The organism is Mesorhizobium sp. B2-8-5, assembly GCF_006440675.2.
Lineage (GTDB): Bacteria > Pseudomonadota > Alphaproteobacteria > Rhizobiales > Rhizobiaceae > Mesorhizobium.
The window spans coordinates 4,242,646-4,257,452 of the sequence record NZ_CP083951.1; the positions used below are offsets into that span (position 1 = coordinate 4,242,646).

The following is a 14,807-nucleotide window of genomic DNA, read 5'->3' on the forward strand; positions in this document are numbered from 1 at the left end:
GCCGCTAATGAGCGACGAAATCAGATTGCCGCGACCGGAATATTCAACGCAGCCCGGCGTCCAGCATCATTTTTGCGAACATGCCGCATGCGGAAAAGATGCCGGCTGGGGCTTTGCCAAACCCAAGCAGGAACTGCATTGGTTCTGCTTCGAGCACCGGGCCGAAGGCGAGAGATACCTTTGACGGAAACGATGATCCCGAACGAGTGTAGCTGATGCCCGACAAATCAGAAATTGATGAAGTGGTTGCCGCTCTTTGGGACGTTTACCGACTTCGCGATGCATCCCTTGGAAACACGGAATTAAGCAAACGAATTGCTGACGTTGCGAAAAAGCTGGCCGCTCATGATACCGGTGTCAGTAAATTCGGCGGAATCCGAAAAACTGTGGCCGACGCAATCGCAAAAACCTACTTGATTAGACCTTTGGAACAACTTTAGAAATCGGTCAGTATCATGATCGCAATCATCGGGATCGGCTGCTTTTGTATGGCCTTCGTACTTTTTGCCGTTGATCCTCTCGAATACAATCCGGACCCCGACCTACAAGCGCTCGTTTGGGCCGGCTTTGGCATTTGGTGCTTTGTCACGGCTTGGCAACAACGCGACCGGCGTCCGCCATCAGACAAAAGCTGAAATACCTATGACGGAGCGCCAGGAATGACACGCATCGCGTTTGCAAGAGAGCTAGAGAGCGCATCGGACGCCATTGGCGATATCAGCCGCGCCGATCTGGCAATCATGCTTAGGCGAGCCGCAATCCGGCTGCGGAATCTGGCGGCATCGATCTAGAGCCGCGCACCGAAGACGCATTGACGACCATCGCAAGCGAGATGGGGATCGCCAAAGGCGATCTGGTTGCCCGGATCATTCGCGAATGGCTGGAAACGAATGCTTATTTGCCGGTGCCGTATGCGCTAGACGATGAAAGCGCGACAGAAGGAAATGCGTAGCAAAGTCCAGAGGAAACCGGGACGACCATCGACTTAGCCGCCAAGTTGTGTTCTTTTCGCCTAATCTAAAAGGAGAGCGAGACAATGGCGATAGACTTCAACCCGGAGGACTTGATAACTCCGATCGGCCGCGACGATATCAACGACGGTTTCTTACGTCTGTTAGTTGGCTGCGTGAACAAATTCGGCATCCAGATACCAATCACTCTTCACGCTCATGGCATGCTTATTAGCGGCATCGTCATTGCAAACCATAAATTTTTCGAAGCTGAGCGCAACAAGATCATCAATGGGAGCCCCAAGGATGACGATGCGGGTAGTGCTCTTGCTGAAGTCTTTCAACAATGGCAAACGAGGATGGAACAAGAAAACGCTGATCCTGACAAAGACGTTTTTGACGACAGGGTCACTTTCATTCATCTCCGGGAGGCTCAATTCTTTGTTCCCGGTCAGGCCCCGATCCCGCAGCGACCCATCCATTGGCGCGCCAAATTAGCAGAGATATCAGGCTTTTCTCTTGGGCAACTCGCCGTCGATCCAAGCTGAAGTCTGGATGTAAGATCGGCCCGGCTAATCGAGCCGGGCGGATGGTGCCGCGTGAAGGATTTGAACCCTCGACCTACCGCTTACAAGGCGGTTGCTCTACCAACTGAGCTAACGCGGCACATTTACCCCTACATATACCCCTGAAACGCGGCTTTGAAAAACATTACGGCTTTTCAGCGCCTTAGCCGATTGATCCAGCGAATTACAAAACCGCCGCTCCTTCGAATCCTTCTTCCGTAGCTGCGCGATCATTGGGCTCGGTATGGCCTAGTTAGTCGTGCCGCTCCTCAATCTCAAACTATGCAGCCTTTGCAGCGTGCATAGAATGAAGCGTCTCGGGCTTCAGATGCGTGTAACGTCGCAGCATCTTCCAATCTTTGTGCCCTGTAACCAACGCTACCTGTTCGATTGTGAACCCAGCTTCGAACAGTCGACTCGTTCCTTCGTGCCGCAAGTCGTGAAAATGAAGGTCGTGGATGCCCAGGTCAGCGCAGCCTAGACGGAAGGCGGTTCCGACTGACCGATGATTGAATGGGAAAATTCGATCATCGTCATTGCTTCGCTTGGCCAGTCGTTCCTCGACAATGGCCCATGCGTCGTACCCAGTTGCCGCGAACAAGGGTATGCGTTGATTGTTCCCATTTTTGTTTCGCGGGTCTTTCCGGTCACGGATTAGAAGCATCCGCGTGCGGGCGTCCATGTCGGACCACCGCGCCTTGCAGATTTCTTCTTGGCGCATCGCGGTTGCGACGGCGAAACGTATTATCTGACCAACCGGCAATATTTGACGAGGATTTGCATCGAAGTGGGCGATGAGCCTGTCGAGTTCATCCTGGGTCGGCCTCCTGTCGCGCTGATTGCCTTTACCAACGAGGCCAAGCCTCTTTAGGGCAATGCGCGCGAGATCAACTGGTTCGACCTTGACGGGCAGGCCGTGCACCGCAGCGGCATGAGCCAGAATGAGTTTTATAAAGCCGATGTCGATGCCGAGAGTCATCGGTCCGGCACCTTGGGCTGCCCGGTCACGCCCAAAACGAATGAGCCGTTCGCGATCGAGACACGTGATGTTGCACTTCCCCAGATGTCTCTGCAGCATAGCAAGGGCCGCGGCCTTGGAGCGGCGAGGGGACTTGCCTACATCGCACATGTCGTCGATATGGAGGTCGATGAGCTCGCCGAAGGTCTTAAGGCGCGCTATGCGGGACTTGGTGGGCGTCTCTCCGCGATCCACCTGGCGCTCGGTTTCGGTCGCCCAGCGGCGCGCGTCGTCTCGGCGCAGGAAGGTTTCGCTGACGTAGCGACCTTTGCGACGGACTTGGACACGCCAGGAACCGGATGAGAGCTTTGTGTAGGTAGCCATTTTTTCGTGTGCGCTCCGTGTGCACTGAAAGATCGAAACGTGGCGAAAAGGGTCGTATTCTGGCGTAAGTTTGTGTGCACTCGGTAGGTTCTAACAATTTGATGCTAAACGAAAAATGCTGAAAAATCAAGATCATAGAGTGGCCGTGGCACCTATGATGGATTGGACGGATCGACATTGCCGGTTCTTCCACCGCCAGTTGACGCGCCGGGCTCTGCTCTACACCGAGATGGTTGTGGCCGATGCCGTCATCCATGGCGCTCGCGAGCGGCTGCTCGGCTTCGATGACGCTGAGCATCCGGTTGCCCTGCAGCTTGGCGGATCGGATCCGGCAAAACTCGCCGAGGCGGCGCGGATCGGCGAGGCCTTCGGCTATGACGAGGTCAACCTCAATGTCGGCTGCCCGTCCGACCGCGTCCAGTCGGGCACGTTTGGCGCCTGCCTGATGAAGACGCCGGTTCTGGTCGCCGAATGCGTCGCGGCGATGAAGGCTTCGGTGAAAGTCCCCGTCACGGTCAAATGCCGCATCGGCGTCGACGATCAGGACCCGGAGCCTGCTCTCGATATGCTTGCCGACAGCGTTCTCGCCGCGGGCGCCGACGCGCTCTGGGTGCATGCCCGCAAGGCCTGGCTGGAGGGGCTGAGCCCCAAGGAGAACCGGGAAATTCCACCGCTCGACTATCCGCGCGTCTACCGGCTGAAGGCCAGAAAGCCGAACGAATTCATCGGCATCAATGGCGGCATTCAATCGCTCGCCGAGGCGTCGGCTCATCTCGGGCATGTCGACGGCGCGATGCTCGGCCGCGCGGCCTATCACACGCCCGGCATCCTTGCCGGCGTCGATGCCGCCTTCTACGGCGAGGCGGCGACCATCTTCGACCACGCGGCGCTGATCGACGCCATGGCCGGCTACGCGGCGCGCCATATCGAGCGGGGCGGGCGGCTCGGCCACATTACGCGACACATGGTCGGACTGTTCCACGGCTTGCCTGGGGCGCGCCGCTTCCGGCAAATCCTGTCGACGGATGCGAACAGGCCTGGCGCCGGGGCGGAGGTGTTGAGGACCGCGTTCGCCGCGATTGATCTCACGGCGGCGGAAGCCGAGGCAGCCTGACCTTCGGTTAAAACGCGTTGCGTTTTAAGTCATTTTCCTATGCATGTCGTGGTCCCAGAACCGCTACGCACTTCTGGGCGACATGCATTAGTCCCGCAGGATCATGCGGTCGCCGCGTACGTCGAAGCCCGACAATGAACCGATGAAATTCATGCCGAGCAGGCTTTGATCCAGCATGCCGGGCGCAGCGACCATCACCGACATGTCCTTGCGCACGATGCCGCCGATCGCCACCTCGTCGGTCTTGACCGTCGCCGCGCGCGCCATGCCGTTGGCGGTTGAGACGTCCACGCTGTAGCTGAGCGCCGCCGGGTTGAACCCCGCGGCTTGCGCATCTTCGGACGTCAGCACCGTGCTGGTCGCACCCGTGTCGACCACGGCGCGCACCGGCGTGCCGTTGACCAGGATGCGGGCCTCGAAATGGCCGTTGTCGGCCTTGTCGAGCGTGACGGTCGGGCGGCCATTCTCCACGCCGAGCGCCAGCGGGCTGCCCGGGACGAGGCCGGCGGTCACGCGGCTCGCGACGTCCTGCAGTTCGTAGCGATACTGGTAGCCGGCGATCACCACGAGCACGAACGCGGCCCAGACGCCGAGATTGCGCGCCATGTCGCCCATCGGCCGACCGGAGCGGAGCAGGCTCGCGCCGATCACCATGACCAGCACGCCGACCCAGATCAGCCGGCCGAAATCGTTGTTGGCCATGCCGAAGGTGTGGCCAGCTGAATTGTTGAGCATCAGCAGCACCAGCCCGACGCCGATCACCGCCATGACGATCCAGAACAGCCGGTTCATCGGTTTCTTCTCACAAGACGCCGCGCTCGCGCGCCATGCGGCTGCGCCGGGTTTCACGACGCGGCCGCCGCTCGACCGTTTCGAGCCGCGCCGGCAATTCGGACATCACCGCCCGGCGCGTTTCGGGGGTCATCGTCAGCCAGCCGGAAATCTCGTCGCGCGTGCGGCCGCAACCGAAGCAGAAGCCGGTTTTCATATCGATCGAACAGACCAGGATGCAGGGGGATTCGATGGCGGACATGCTGTTCTCTTGCCTTTATTCCACATGGTGCAACCGCCGGAGCAATGCAAGCCCTCCGCAATGCGCCACAGGGCAACGCGTTCGCGGCATCGTCAGGCGGTTGTGCCGGCTGGAGAAGGCGGCTATGCCGCTTGCGATTTCCGCAACGGACCGCGACCGACATAAATGACCGCAACGCCTTTCGACGATTTCCGAAGCCTCATGGCGGCGTTGCCGCCTGCTGATGACGCGGCGGCCGCCCGTGTCCGCGCGCTGTTCGCCAAAGCGGACAAACCGAAGGAATCGCTCGGGCGCATCGAGGACATCGCGGCCTGGATTGCCGCCTGGAGCGGACGCGCGCCACCGGCGATCAACCGGCCGCTGATGGCGATCTTCGCCGGCAATCACGGCGCCGTCAGGCACGGCATTTCGCCGCGTCCGGTGGCGGCGACCGGCAATGAGGTCGAACTCTGCGCCGCCGGCGGCGCCGCGATCAACCAGGTCTGCGTCGCCAACGATCTCGGCCTGAAAGTCTTTGACCTCGCCTTGGACATTCCCACGGGCGACGTCACCGAGGAAGCCGCGCTCGACGAACGCGGTTGCGCCGCGACCATGGCCTTCGGCATGGAGGCGGTGGCGGGCGGCGCCGATCTTCTGTGCCTGGGTGATCTAGGGGTCGGCAATTCGACGATCGCCGCCGCACTTTGCGCCGCGCTGTTCGGCGGCAGCGGGGCCGATTGGGTCGGGCCGGGGTCGGGCGCCGACGCTGCGATGACCGCGCGCAAGGCCGAGGTCGTCGATCGGGCGCTGGCATTCCACGGTTCCGGCCTGGGCGATCCGCTCGAGGCCTTGCGCAGGGTCGGCGGGCGCGAGTTCGCGGCGATCTGCGGCGCCATTCTGGCGGCGCGCATGGAGAGGATTCCTGTCCTGCTCGACGGGTTCGCGGCGACCGCGGCGGCCGCTGCCCTTTATGCGGCCAATCCTGGCGCGCTCGATCACTGCCTGCTTGCCAGCCTGTCGCCGGAGCCCGGCCACGCCAAGGCGGCCGAACGGCTCGGACTGCGGCCACTGCTCGATTTCGGCATCAGCCATGGCGAAGGGGTAGGGGCCGCTCTTGCCGCCGGAATCGTCAAGGCCGCGGCGTTGACCAGTTCCGGCATGGCGATGGCTATCCGGCTTTAGAGCCGACAGGGATTGCCTCAGCGGCGCCCCCGCGCCGCAACGGTCTTGGTCGGCAAAGCCGGCAGTTCTTCCATCACCCGGCTCAACGGGAAAATGGCGATCGCCTCGGTGCCCTCACGCAGCTTGGAATGCAGCTCGAACTCGCCGCCATGCATGGCGAGCAGGCCCTGCACGATCGGTAGGCCGAGGCCGGTTCCCTGTTCGGCGCTCTTGATGGCGATGGAGCCCTGGCCGAAAGCGGAAAGCACCACCGGGATTTCCTCCTCCGGTATGCCCGGTCCGTTGTCCTTGACCGAGATGTACTGGCCGCCGCCGGCGGTCCAGCCGACGCGTACGCGCACTTCGCCGCCGGACGGGGTGAACTTGATCGAATTGGACAGGAGGTTGAGCGTGATCTGCCTGACTGCGCGCTCATCGGCGAAGAGCCGCGGCAAGGTCTCCTCGAATTCCTGGATGACGCGGATGTCCTTGTTGCGGGCACGCAGCTCCATCATGTGGCAGCAATCCTCGACTATGGTCACCAGCACGACCGGCTCCTCGTTGAGCTGGTAGCGGCCGGCCTCGATGCGCGACAAATCGAGGATCTCGTTGATCAGGTCGAGCAGGTGCTGTCCGGACTCGTGCACGTCATGGGCATAGTCGCGGTAGGTCGGATTGTTCATCGGCCCCAGCACTTCATTGGCCATCACTTCGGAGAAGCCAAGGATGGCGTTGAGCGGCGTCCTGAGTTCGTGGCTCATGGAGGCGAGAAAACGCGATTTCGCCAGATTGGCGTCCTCGGCGCGCCGCCTTGCCTCGTCCGACATCGATTTGGCCGTCTCCACCTCGGCGATCAGCGCGTCCTTCTCCGAGCGGAAGGAGAGCAGCATCAACGACGCCCGGTTGAGATGACGCGCGACGTAGCCGAAGAAGGGAAGCGCGGCGATAAGCAACGCCGCCATCGTGGCTTCGATCGGCGTCCACAGGCGCAGGATGGTGTAGACGTAAACGGCAACGGGAATTGTAAAGGTGGCCAACAGCGCACCGCCAAGCGAGGAGGCCATCACGGCGGTCGTCGCCATGGCGACCAGCAGCACCATGGCCTTGGCCACATGGAACTGGTCGATCTGGCAGGTGTCGCAGCCGATCCAGGCGAACCACGCCCAGCCAAGGCCGCACAGGAAGTGGCCGATCAAGAAGTCGCGGCGCGTCTGCGCCGGGTCGAGTTCGGCTGCCTCGGTTCGCTCCACGCGACGCGCCATGAAAGCGACGATCGCGTAGCAAAGCAGCATCGACAAGGCCCAGATGGTGACTTGGCTGTCCAGGCCCGCCAGCCGACCAACGGCCGCCACGGCGAGCACGAGCAGCGGGATCGCGACCGCGCCGACCACCATGGCGCGCGCATGCAGTTTCAGCAGTTCACGGTCGAAGTCGAGGCTGCCAGCCTGCTGCGAGAGGCGGTCGCGCGTCTTGCGCACCGCGCGCGCCACATCGCTGTTGCGGTGCGGTTTACGGCGGTCCACAATAAATTTATCCGCTGTGTTCGAGCGTTGCAAAGGCATACAGACTTCAATTTCTGCGCGCAGCGACTGTCAGTTCGTTAAGCTACGTTCGAATGATTAAGAGACTGTTTGCCATATGAGCCGTTTCGGGCCGCGAGGACCGCGCCGACGCTACGCGGCAAGCTCGCCGCGAAGCCTCTGGCGCAAGCTGCTGGACTATGGGCTGGCCTTCCTCTTGCTCGGATTGCTTATCCTGGTGGCGGCCCGCCTCGACCGCTTCGAAACACGCAGGGAGCAAGGCACGGCGATCGTCAATGACGGCGATTCGATCACGCTCGGGACCGAGCGCATTCGCATGCGCGGCATCGACGCTCCGGAGTATCAGCAGACCTGCCAGAAGGCCGGCGCCGACTATCCCTGCGGCAAGCTGGCGCGGCAATCGCTGGTACGGCTGATCTCCGGCAGGCCGGTTTCCTGCAGCGGCTGGCAGCGCGACCGTTACGGCCGGCTGCTCGGCGACTGCAGGGCAGGTGACACCGACCTGAACCGGAGCCAGGTGCAGGCCGGATGGGCGGTTGCCTTCGGCGACTTCGAGACCGAGGAAGCGGTGGCGAGAGCGGCCAAGGTCGGCATCTGGGCAGGCGCCTTCGAGGAGCCGCAGCAATGGCGTGACAGCCATCACAGTGCGCCGGTCGAGAGAAAGCACGGCATGCTGGCCTCGTTCGGCGACGTGCTGCGCGAATTTGTTCACTTCTGGTGATGGGCGGAGCCGCCTATGATCCGATGGAGAAGCTGGAGGATGGAATGAAGTTGTTCGATGGCGGCCGAGCGCCCAACCCCCGGCGCGTGCGCGTCTTCCTTGCCGAGAAGGGACTTACGGTGCCGCTGGTGCCCGTCGACATGGGCGCGCTGGAGCATCGCGGCGAGCAGGTGGCTCAGCGCAATCCGCTGCGGCGCCTGCCTGTGCTCGAGCTCGACGACGGCACCATCATCACCGAATCGATCGCCATTTGCCGCTATTTCGAGGAGTTGCATCCCAAGCCCGCGCTGTTCGGCACGGGCGCGCTCGGCAAGGCCATGGTCGAGATGTGGCAAAGGCGCATGGAACTGAACCTGATGGCCAGTGTCGCCGCCGCGTTCCGGCACATCCATCCTGCGATGAAGGAATGGGAAGTGCCGCAAATCCCGGAATGGGGCGAGGCCAACAAACCGAAGGCGATCGAATTCCTGCATCTCCTCGACCACGAATTGGCCGAGCGCGAATTCGCCGCCGGCGATAGCTACTCGGTCGCCGACATCACCGGCATGATCGCCATCGATTTCATGAAGCCGGCACGCATCAGGGTGCCGGAGGAGTGCACGAACGTGCTGCGCTGGTATGCAGCGCTTACAAGCCGGCCGAGCGCAGCGGCCTGAGCGACAACAATTGGACAATCCGCCTGATATGAGAGAAGCGCTGGAGCGCCTCACCGCCAGGGTGCGGACCTGCCGCATCTGCGTCGAGGAGCCGCTTGGGCGGCCTTTACCGCATGAGCCGCGGCCGGTGCTGCAGCCGTCCTCCACCGCGCGGGTCCTGCTTGCCGGCCAGGCGCCGGGCACAAAAGTGCATTTGTCGGGCGTGCCATTCACCGACGCCTCCGGAGACCGGCTCAGAAGCTGGCTCGGTGTGAGCGGCGATGAGTTCTACGACACCGAAAAATTCGCCATCGTTCCGATGGGCTTTTGCTTTCCCGGACAGGACGCCAAGGGTGGCGACTTGCCGCCGCGCCGCGAATGCGCGCCAGCCTGGCGCGCTCAATTGATGGCGCTGATGCCGCAGATCGACCTGGTTCTGACCATCGGCGGCTATGCGCAGGCCTGGCATATGGGCACGACACGCCTGCCGTCGCTGACCGAGACAGTCAGGAACTGGCGCGCCATATGGGATGGACCGGCCGTCCCGAAAGTGCTGCCGCTGCCGCATCCATCCTGGCGAAACATCGGCTGGCTGAAGAAGAATCCCTGGTTTGAAATGGATTTGCTGCCCTTCCTGAGGTCGGAAATCCGCTATCGCATCGATTAGGCATCTTGCAAGAAATCACTCGCTTTTGCCGCCATCGGCAGAATTTCTTTCTTGTGAAAGGCTTGGATAAAAGGGATTATAGCCAAACTATTCCCCTGGAGCTTCCCATGGATCGTCTCGACAGAAAAATTCTCCGCCTCCTGCAGGAGGACGCGACGCTCGCGGTCGCCGATGTCGCCAAGAAAGTCGGCCTGTCGACCACGCCGTGCTGGCGGCGCATCCAGAAACTCGAGGAGGAGGGCGTCATCCAGCGGCGCGTTGCCATTCTCGACCATGTGAAGGTCAATGTGCGCGTCACCGTCTTCGTGTCGATCCGCACCAATTCGCACAGCCATGAATGGCTGCGGCGCTTCTCCGAGGTCATCCAGGAATTCCCGGAAGTGGTCGAGTTCTACCGCATGAGCGGCGATGTCGATTACCTGCTGCGCGTGGTGGTTCCGGATATCGCCGCCTATGACGCTTTCTATAAGCGGTTGATTGCCAAGATCGAGATCCGCGACGTCTCCTCGTCCTTCGCCATGGAGCAGATCAAATACACGACCGAGATCCCGCTCGACTACATGGTGCTGGACAAGGAATCGGGCGCGAACGCGGCGTGATCAAAGGGTGCTCGCCGATTCCCGCACTCGAGTGGGGCGGCGAGCTTAGTTCTTCCTTTTGTTGAGGAAATTCCACGGCGAGTTGACCGGCAGCGTGACCGTGTCCGGCACGCTGTCGACGCTTGCCACCTCGGCCCTGCGCACCGTGTAGCCCGACTGGACGATCGAGACGCCGTCGAGGATGAAGAGCTGGCTCTTCTCCATGCCGGGCTTCAGCACACCGGTGACGGCGACCGGCTCGTAGGTCTCTTTCATCTTGTAGGGATGCGCCGGCGTCACCAGCACGATCTGGTTCGGCGGCGGCGTCGGCATGTGGCTGCAGGCGCCCGTCCACGGCACCAGCAGGAATTGGTAGACGAGGTCGCCATCGCGATCGACTGGCAATGCATAGCCGGCTAATTGTATCGTCTTGTCCTGCAGATTGAGCGACAAGGTCTCACCGTGGTCTGGCAGTTTTGCCGCGATCATCGGCAGGTTCGCATCCTCGGCAACGGCTTGCGTGGCTGGGCGCAGGTCCTTCCACAGGATATGCGCGACATCGGCCGCGGCATCGGCTCCCGAGGCAGCGAAAAGCAGCCCGGCGACCAGCGTCGCGCACGATCTGAAACGCTTGTTCATGGCCGCTCCATCCTCCGCCAGTCGATTGGCGGAATCGAGTAAAAGCGTCGTGACCGGTCCGGGCTCAACGGTTCAGCCGCATCAGATGCCGACGCGTGCCGGCGGTGCCGATTTCATGGAAGCCTCGCGCGACGAACATGTCGCGAAAACCCATGAAGCGATAGCTCGGCGCCGCCTCGTCGACGGGATAGGCCTCGATGATGCGTGCGCCTTTGCGGAAGGCATGGTCGATCGCCGCATCGAGCAGGGCGGAAGCCAGCCCGCCGCCGCGCAAAGCCCTCGGCACATAGAAGCAGACGATCGACCATATGCCGGTTTCGGTGTCGTTCTGCTGCTTCGAAAGTTTCCGGTAGGTTTCGCGCGGCGCGACCGAGCACCAGCCGACTGGTCCGCCGCCCAACTCGGCGACGATGCCGACCGGGGCGCCGGCATCGATGAGCGCCATCATCATGCGCTTCTTCTCATCGTTCTCACTGTGCTCGCGGCTGGAATGGCGCCAGGCCATGCACCAGCAATATTTCGGCGCGCCCGGCTGCTCGAACAGGTTCTCGAAGCCGGCCCGCGTCTCCGGCGTCACCTCGACGAAGCGAATCCCGGCAAGGTCAGGCTTTTGCGGCTGCGAGCCTTTCGATCTGTCTGGCATCGGTCAGTTCCTTCACTGCATCCTTGCCGATCCAGCGTGCCGTCTTGTCGGGCGATGCCGCCAGTTTTTTCGCCAGCGCAAGGGCAGGGGCGTGCAGGCTCATCGACCGCTTGCCGATCTGCCGCAACGCCCAATTGACCGCCTTGCGGACGAAATTGCGCGGGTCGCCGGCATGTTTCTCGATCAGCGGCAGATAGGCAAGAAAAGTCGCGTCCGGCTCTTTCTTGAGATGCACCGCGCTCCAGGCCAGCATGGCGAAGGCGGTGCGGCGGACGAATTCGCGCTCGTCTTCGGCAAACTCGTCGATCAGTTCGCGCCAGAATGGCGTTTCGGCGAACAGGTCCGCGACGGTGTCGACGATTTCCCAGCTGTCGAAATCCGCCGCCCAGCGCCGGCATTGATCGATGCCGACCTTGTTCGGCTCGCCGGTGAAGGCCGCCATCAGCCGCGCTTCGCGGACACCGCTGTCCCACAGCAGAAGCGATCGCTCGTGGTTCTTCTTCAGTTTGCGCGCCAGCGGCCGCAATTCGGAATTGCCGACGCCGAGCGCGCTCGTGGTGTTGATGCCGAAGCGCGCCATGCCTGCCCGGTTCGCCTCGGTGCCGATCGCGCGCAAATGAGCGACGATGTCGTCGGCGCTCCAGCTCGGACCGGGCAGGGCCATTGCGTCGCCTATTTTTCGAGGCGCGCCAGCAGCGACGACGTGTCCCAGCGCTTGCCGCCCATGTCCTGCACATCCTTGTAGAACTGGTCGACAAGCGCCGTCACCGGCAGCTTGGCGCCGTTGCGGTTGGCCTCCGCCAGGCAGATGCCGAGATCCTTGCGCATCCAGTCGACGGCGAAGCCGAAATCATATTTGCCGGCATTCATCGTCTTGTGGCGGTTCTCCATCTGCCAGGAGCCGGCCGCTCCCTTGGAGATCACCTCGATCACCTTCTCGATGTCGAGCCCCGCCTTCTTGCCGAAATGGATGCCTTCGGCCAGCCCCTGGACGAGGCCGGCAATGGCGATCTGGTTGATCATTTTCGTCAGCTGGCCGGCACCCGCCGATCCCATCAGGCCGACCATGCGGGCGTAGGCGTCGATGACGGGCCGCGCCTTGTCGAAGGCGGCCTCATCGCCGCCGACCATGACGGTCAGCACGCCGTTCTCGGCGCCGGCCTGGCCGCCGGACACCGGCGCGTCGAGGAAGGAGAAACCCGCCTTGCGCGCGGCTTCGTCAAGCTCACGCGCGACCTCGGCCGAGGCAGTGGTGTTGTCGATGAAGATGGCGCCCTTCTTCATCGCGGCGAAGGCGCCGTTCGCACCGGTGGTGACCGAACGCAGATCATCGTCATTGCCGACGCAGGAGAAGACGAAGTCCTTGCCTTCGGCCGCTTCGGCCGGCGTCAGCGCCAGTTTGCCGCCATGCTGGGCCACCCACTGCTCGGCTTTTGCCTTGGTGCGGTTGTAGACGGTGACGTCATGGCCACCCTTGTTCCTGAGGTGCCCGGCCATCGGATAGCCCATGACGCCAAGACCGAGAAATGCCACCGATGCCATGAGCTACCTTTCGCAAACGAAATTTCAGTTGCGGAAGCTCTAGGCCTTGCGGCGAATTCGTCAAGGCGCGGGGAGCCGCATCGACTGGCCCAGGCCCACGCGGTTTCGGCCTAGCGGTGCAGGTGGACAGTGATGCGCCGCTCGATCCATTCGACGCCGTGGCGCAGGATCTCGACCATCACCAGATAGACGATCGCCACCCAGATATAGGCCTGGATGTCGAAGGATTTTGCGTAGGCGAGCTTGGCGTTGCCCATCAGGTCGTAGACCGTGATGATGGCGACGATCGCCGAAGCCTTGATCATCAGAATGAGTTCGTTGCCGTAGGGCCTGAGCGCGACGATGATCGCCTGTGGCAGGACGACTTTGCGCAACGTCTGCAATTTGTGCAGGCCAAGCGAGGCCGCACCTTCCCATTGGCCGCGCGGCACGCTTTCGATAGCGCCGCGCAGGATTTCGGCCTGATAGGCGGCGGTGTTGAGCGAGAACGCAAAGACGCCGCAATAGAAAGCTTCGCGGAAGAACCACCACAGCCCGACCGTCTCAAGCTCCGGCCGGAACGAGCCTACGCCGTAATAGACCAGGTAGGTCTGCACGAGCAGCGGCGTGCCGCGGAAGAAGTAGACATAGCAATAGGCAAGCCCGGACAGGATCCTGTTCTTCGACATGCGGCCGTAGGCGACGGGAAACGACAGGATGGCACCAAGGACCATCGAGATGGCGACCAGCGACAGCGTGGTGCCCAAGCCTTGAAGATAGGCTGGCGCGTATCTGGCGAAGAACGCGGCGTTCCATGCATAGACCAGATAGGCAACGATGCCGACGCCGAACAGAATCCAGATGCCGACCAGCGCGGAGCCAAGGATGCGGGCTCGCGGCCAGCCGCGCGCTTGCGGCGGCGGCTTGTCGATGGCGATAGCCTGGCTGACGCTCATCGCGCCTCCCTCCGTCCGAGGTGGCGCAGGATGTAGCTCGTGGCGATCGACGACAGGACGGCCAGCGCCAGGAAGATCAGCGCCGCAACGCTGTAGAACAGGAAGGAATGCTTGGTGACGCGCGCCGCGACGCCGGATTGGCGCAAGGTTTCGGCCAGATTGACCACCGAGACCAGCGAGGTGTCCTTGAGCAGGCTCAGCCAGCAATTCTCCAGGCCCGGAAAAGCGATGCGTATCAGCTGCGGCAGGACGATGAGCCGCATCGTCTGCCATTTCGACAGGCCAATGGCGTAACCGCCCTCATACTGGCCTTTCGGAATGGCACGAAACGCGGAGAGAAAGACCTCGCTGGCGTAGGAGGAGAAGATCAACGACAGCACGATCATGCCGGCGATGAAGCTGTTGACGTCGATCGTCGCGTCGGGATTGAACAGCCGCACGACATATTGCAGGAGAAGCGGCATGCCAAAGAAGAACAGGAACAGCGTCACCAGTTCGGGCAGACCGCGAAAGACGGTGGTGTAGATATTGCCGGCCAGGCGCAGCGACGGCTCTTCATGCTGCTTGGCGAAGGCGACGAAAAAGCCGATCACCAGGCCAATCGGCAGTGTGGCAAGCGCCAGCGCAATGGTGACCAGAACGCCAGACGCAATGTCGTCACTCCAGCCATCCGGTCCCCAGCTGAGAAGTGTCCAAATGCTTTGGGCCGGCATTGACGGGTCGTGTCTCCGTGGCGATCCCGAAAGGATTTAAGGGCGGCA

Annotated in this window: 22 protein-coding genes and 1 tRNA gene; 12 read left to right on the plus strand and 11 right to left on the minus strand. The window is 62.1% G+C overall.

Annotated features, from left to right (window positions below):
- The first annotated feature begins 7 nt into the window (after positions 1–7).
- The 6 genes from FJ430_RS20595 to FJ430_RS20615 all read left to right on the plus strand — a co-directional run bounded on the left by FJ430_RS20595 (position 8) and on the right by FJ430_RS20615 (position 1,498).
- The gene (locus FJ430_RS20595; RefSeq protein ID WP_181175550.1) at positions 8–184 is read left to right on the plus strand and encodes a hypothetical protein; all 177 of its coding nucleotides are present in this window, start codon (positions 8–10) and stop codon (positions 182–184) included.
- A 31-nt stretch (positions 185–215) separates the two neighbouring features.
- Entirely contained in the window at positions 216–440 is a 225-nt protein-coding gene (locus tag FJ430_RS20600; protein WP_140709880.1) for a hypothetical protein, read from the plus strand.
- Between the two features lie 15 nt (positions 441–455).
- Positions 456–635, plus strand: a complete 180-nt coding sequence (locus FJ430_RS20605) for a hypothetical protein (RefSeq protein ID WP_140709882.1) — start codon at positions 456–458, stop codon at positions 633–635.
- 24 nt (positions 636–659) lie between these two features.
- Positions 660–791, plus strand: coding sequence for a hypothetical protein (locus tag FJ430_RS31760; RefSeq protein ID WP_413467792.1), 132 nt, complete (start codon positions 660–662; stop codon positions 789–791).
- A gap of 20 nt (positions 792–811) precedes the next feature.
- Positions 812–952 carry a hypothetical protein gene (locus tag FJ430_RS31765; protein ID WP_413467793.1) on the plus strand — a complete coding sequence of 47 codons (141 nt, stop codon included), beginning with the start codon at positions 812–814 and terminating at the stop codon, positions 950–952.
- 84 nt (positions 953–1,036) lie between these two features.
- Positions 1,037–1,498, plus strand: coding sequence for a hypothetical protein (locus tag FJ430_RS20615; RefSeq protein WP_140709884.1), 462 nt, complete (start codon positions 1,037–1,039; stop codon positions 1,496–1,498).
- 42 nt (positions 1,499–1,540) lie between these two features.
- On the opposite strand, the gene FJ430_RS20620 is transcribed toward FJ430_RS20615, so the two are convergent.
- Both FJ430_RS20620 and FJ430_RS20625 read right to left on the minus strand, forming a co-directional pair.
- A tRNA-Thr gene (locus FJ430_RS20620) sits at positions 1,541–1,616 on the minus strand.
- A 180-nt stretch (positions 1,617–1,796) separates the two neighbouring features.
- Positions 1,797–2,858, minus strand: a complete 1,062-nt coding sequence (locus FJ430_RS20625; RefSeq protein WP_140709886.1) for a site-specific integrase — start codon at positions 2,856–2,858, stop codon at positions 1,797–1,799.
- Positions 2,859–2,973: 115 nt separating this feature from the next.
- Between FJ430_RS20625 and dusA the strand changes: the two genes are divergently transcribed.
- Positions 2,974–3,972, plus strand: a complete 999-nt coding sequence (gene dusA / locus FJ430_RS20630; RefSeq protein WP_140709888.1) for a tRNA dihydrouridine(20/20a) synthase DusA — start codon at positions 2,974–2,976, stop codon at positions 3,970–3,972.
- A gap of 87 nt (positions 3,973–4,059) precedes the next feature.
- On the opposite strand, the gene FJ430_RS20635 is transcribed toward dusA, so the two are convergent.
- Together FJ430_RS20635 and FJ430_RS20640 are read right to left on the minus strand one after the other, a co-directional pair.
- Positions 4,060–4,764, minus strand: coding sequence for a TIGR02281 family clan AA aspartic protease (locus FJ430_RS20635; RefSeq protein WP_140709890.1), 705 nt, complete (start codon positions 4,762–4,764; stop codon positions 4,060–4,062).
- A 10-nt stretch (positions 4,765–4,774) separates the two neighbouring features.
- Positions 4,775–5,005: a DUF1289 domain-containing protein gene (locus FJ430_RS20640; protein WP_140642628.1), complete on the minus strand. Its 231-nt coding sequence runs from the start codon at positions 5,003–5,005 to the stop codon at positions 4,775–4,777.
- A 165-nt stretch (positions 5,006–5,170) separates the two neighbouring features.
- On the opposite strand from FJ430_RS20640, the gene FJ430_RS20645 reads away from it, so the two are divergent.
- The gene (locus FJ430_RS20645; RefSeq protein ID WP_140709892.1) at positions 5,171–6,166 is read left to right on the plus strand and encodes a nicotinate-nucleotide--dimethylbenzimidazole phosphoribosyltransferase; all 996 of its coding nucleotides are present in this window, start codon (positions 5,171–5,173) and stop codon (positions 6,164–6,166) included.
- A 17-nt stretch (positions 6,167–6,183) separates the two neighbouring features.
- On the opposite strand, the gene FJ430_RS20650 is transcribed toward FJ430_RS20645, so the two are convergent.
- A complete protein-coding gene (locus FJ430_RS20650) occupies positions 6,184–7,707 on the minus strand; it encodes a sensor histidine kinase (protein ID WP_140709894.1) in 1,524 nt (507 codons plus the stop codon).
- Between the two features lie 76 nt (positions 7,708–7,783).
- Between FJ430_RS20650 and FJ430_RS20655 the strand changes: the two genes are divergently transcribed.
- The 4 genes from FJ430_RS20655 to FJ430_RS20670 all read left to right on the plus strand — a co-directional run bounded on the left by FJ430_RS20655 (position 7,784) and on the right by FJ430_RS20670 (position 10,308).
- Positions 7,784–8,407 carry a thermonuclease family protein gene (locus FJ430_RS20655; RefSeq protein WP_140709896.1) on the plus strand — a complete coding sequence of 208 codons (624 nt, stop codon included), beginning with the start codon at positions 7,784–7,786 and terminating at the stop codon, positions 8,405–8,407.
- Positions 8,408–8,451: 44 nt separating this feature from the next.
- Positions 8,452–9,063 (plus strand): glutathione S-transferase, encoded by a 612-nt coding sequence (locus FJ430_RS20660; protein ID WP_140642620.1) that lies wholly within the window; start codon positions 8,452–8,454, stop codon positions 9,061–9,063.
- Between the two features lie 28 nt (positions 9,064–9,091).
- A complete protein-coding gene (locus FJ430_RS20665) occupies positions 9,092–9,709 on the plus strand; it encodes a uracil-DNA glycosylase family protein (RefSeq protein WP_140709898.1) in 618 nt (205 codons plus the stop codon).
- A gap of 107 nt (positions 9,710–9,816) precedes the next feature.
- A complete protein-coding gene (locus FJ430_RS20670) occupies positions 9,817–10,308 on the plus strand; it encodes an Lrp/AsnC family transcriptional regulator (RefSeq protein WP_140642616.1) in 492 nt (163 codons plus the stop codon).
- 45 nt (positions 10,309–10,353) lie between these two features.
- Here FJ430_RS20670 and FJ430_RS20675 read toward each other — a convergent pair whose 3' ends face one another.
- The 6 genes from FJ430_RS20675 to FJ430_RS20700 form a co-directional block, all read right to left on the minus strand.
- Positions 10,354–10,926 carry a DUF3299 domain-containing protein gene (locus FJ430_RS20675; protein WP_140709900.1) on the minus strand — a complete coding sequence of 191 codons (573 nt, stop codon included), beginning with the start codon at positions 10,924–10,926 and terminating at the stop codon, positions 10,354–10,356.
- Between the two features lie 64 nt (positions 10,927–10,990).
- Positions 10,991–11,569, minus strand: a complete 579-nt coding sequence (locus FJ430_RS20680; RefSeq protein ID WP_140709902.1) for a GNAT family N-acetyltransferase — start codon at positions 11,567–11,569, stop codon at positions 10,991–10,993.
- On the minus strand, positions 11,529–12,233 hold the full coding sequence (locus tag FJ430_RS20685; RefSeq protein WP_140709904.1) for a DNA alkylation repair protein: 705 nt from the start codon (positions 12,231–12,233) through the stop codon (positions 11,529–11,531). Before FJ430_RS20685 ends, FJ430_RS20680 begins: the two co-directional genes overlap by 41 nt.
- Positions 12,234–12,241: 8 nt before the next feature.
- Positions 12,242–13,111 (minus strand): NAD(P)-dependent oxidoreductase, encoded by an 870-nt coding sequence (locus FJ430_RS20690; protein ID WP_140709906.1) that lies wholly within the window; start codon positions 13,109–13,111, stop codon positions 12,242–12,244.
- 110 nt (positions 13,112–13,221) lie between these two features.
- Positions 13,222–14,046 carry an ABC transporter permease gene (locus tag FJ430_RS20695; RefSeq protein WP_140657870.1) on the minus strand — a complete coding sequence of 275 codons (825 nt, stop codon included), beginning with the start codon at positions 14,044–14,046 and terminating at the stop codon, positions 13,222–13,224.
- On the minus strand, positions 14,043–14,759 hold the full coding sequence (locus tag FJ430_RS20700; RefSeq protein WP_140709908.1) for an ABC transporter permease: 717 nt from the start codon (positions 14,757–14,759) through the stop codon (positions 14,043–14,045). Before FJ430_RS20700 ends, FJ430_RS20695 begins: the two co-directional genes overlap by 4 nt.
- Between the last annotated feature and the right edge of the window lie 48 nt (positions 14,760–14,807).

Excerpts from the sequence above, each read along its gene's own strand:
- FJ430_RS20595 (WP_181175550.1), top strand. The coding sequence starts at position 8 with ATGAGCGACGAAATCAGATTGCCGCGACCGGAATATTCAACGCAGCCC.
- FJ430_RS20600 (WP_140709880.1), top strand. The coding sequence starts at position 216 with ATGCCCGACAAATCAGAAATTGATGAAGTGGTTGCCGCTCTTTGGGAC.
- FJ430_RS20605 (WP_140709882.1), top strand. The coding sequence starts at position 456 with ATGATCGCAATCATCGGGATCGGCTGCTTTTGTATGGCCTTCGTACTT.
- FJ430_RS31760 (WP_413467792.1), top strand. The coding sequence starts at position 660 with ATGACACGCATCGCGTTTGCAAGAGAGCTAGAGAGCGCATCGGACGCC.
- FJ430_RS20615 (WP_140709884.1), top strand. The coding sequence starts at position 1,037 with ATGGCGATAGACTTCAACCCGGAGGACTTGATAACTCCGATCGGCCGC.
- FJ430_RS20625 (WP_140709886.1), bottom strand. The coding sequence starts at position 2,858 with ATGGCTACCTACACAAAGCTCTCATCCGGTTCCTGGCGTGTCCAAGTC.
- dusA (WP_140709888.1), top strand. The coding sequence starts at position 2,974 with ATGCTGAAAAATCAAGATCATAGAGTGGCCGTGGCACCTATGATGGAT.
- FJ430_RS20635 (WP_140709890.1), bottom strand. The coding sequence starts at position 4,764 with ATGAACCGGCTGTTCTGGATCGTCATGGCGGTGATCGGCGTCGGGCTG.
- FJ430_RS20640 (WP_140642628.1), bottom strand. The coding sequence starts at position 5,005 with ATGTCCGCCATCGAATCCCCCTGCATCCTGGTCTGTTCGATCGATATG.
- FJ430_RS20645 (WP_140709892.1), top strand. The coding sequence starts at position 5,171 with ATGACCGCAACGCCTTTCGACGATTTCCGAAGCCTCATGGCGGCGTTG.
- FJ430_RS20650 (WP_140709894.1), bottom strand. The coding sequence starts at position 7,707 with ATGCCTTTGCAACGCTCGAACACAGCGGATAAATTTATTGTGGACCGC.
- FJ430_RS20655 (WP_140709896.1), top strand. The coding sequence starts at position 7,784 with ATGAGCCGTTTCGGGCCGCGAGGACCGCGCCGACGCTACGCGGCAAGC.
- FJ430_RS20660 (WP_140642620.1), top strand. The coding sequence starts at position 8,452 with ATGAAGTTGTTCGATGGCGGCCGAGCGCCCAACCCCCGGCGCGTGCGC.
- FJ430_RS20665 (WP_140709898.1), top strand. The coding sequence starts at position 9,092 with ATGAGAGAAGCGCTGGAGCGCCTCACCGCCAGGGTGCGGACCTGCCGC.
- FJ430_RS20670 (WP_140642616.1), top strand. The coding sequence starts at position 9,817 with ATGGATCGTCTCGACAGAAAAATTCTCCGCCTCCTGCAGGAGGACGCG.
- FJ430_RS20675 (WP_140709900.1), bottom strand. The coding sequence starts at position 10,926 with ATGAACAAGCGTTTCAGATCGTGCGCGACGCTGGTCGCCGGGCTGCTT.
- FJ430_RS20680 (WP_140709902.1), bottom strand. The coding sequence starts at position 11,569 with ATGCCAGACAGATCGAAAGGCTCGCAGCCGCAAAAGCCTGACCTTGCC.
- FJ430_RS20685 (WP_140709904.1), bottom strand. The coding sequence starts at position 12,233 with ATGGCCCTGCCCGGTCCGAGCTGGAGCGCCGACGACATCGTCGCTCAT.
- FJ430_RS20690 (WP_140709906.1), bottom strand. The coding sequence starts at position 13,111 with ATGGCATCGGTGGCATTTCTCGGTCTTGGCGTCATGGGCTATCCGATG.
- FJ430_RS20695 (WP_140657870.1), bottom strand. The coding sequence starts at position 14,046 with ATGAGCGTCAGCCAGGCTATCGCCATCGACAAGCCGCCGCCGCAAGCG.
- FJ430_RS20700 (WP_140709908.1), bottom strand. The coding sequence starts at position 14,759 with ATGCCGGCCCAAAGCATTTGGACACTTCTCAGCTGGGGACCGGATGGC.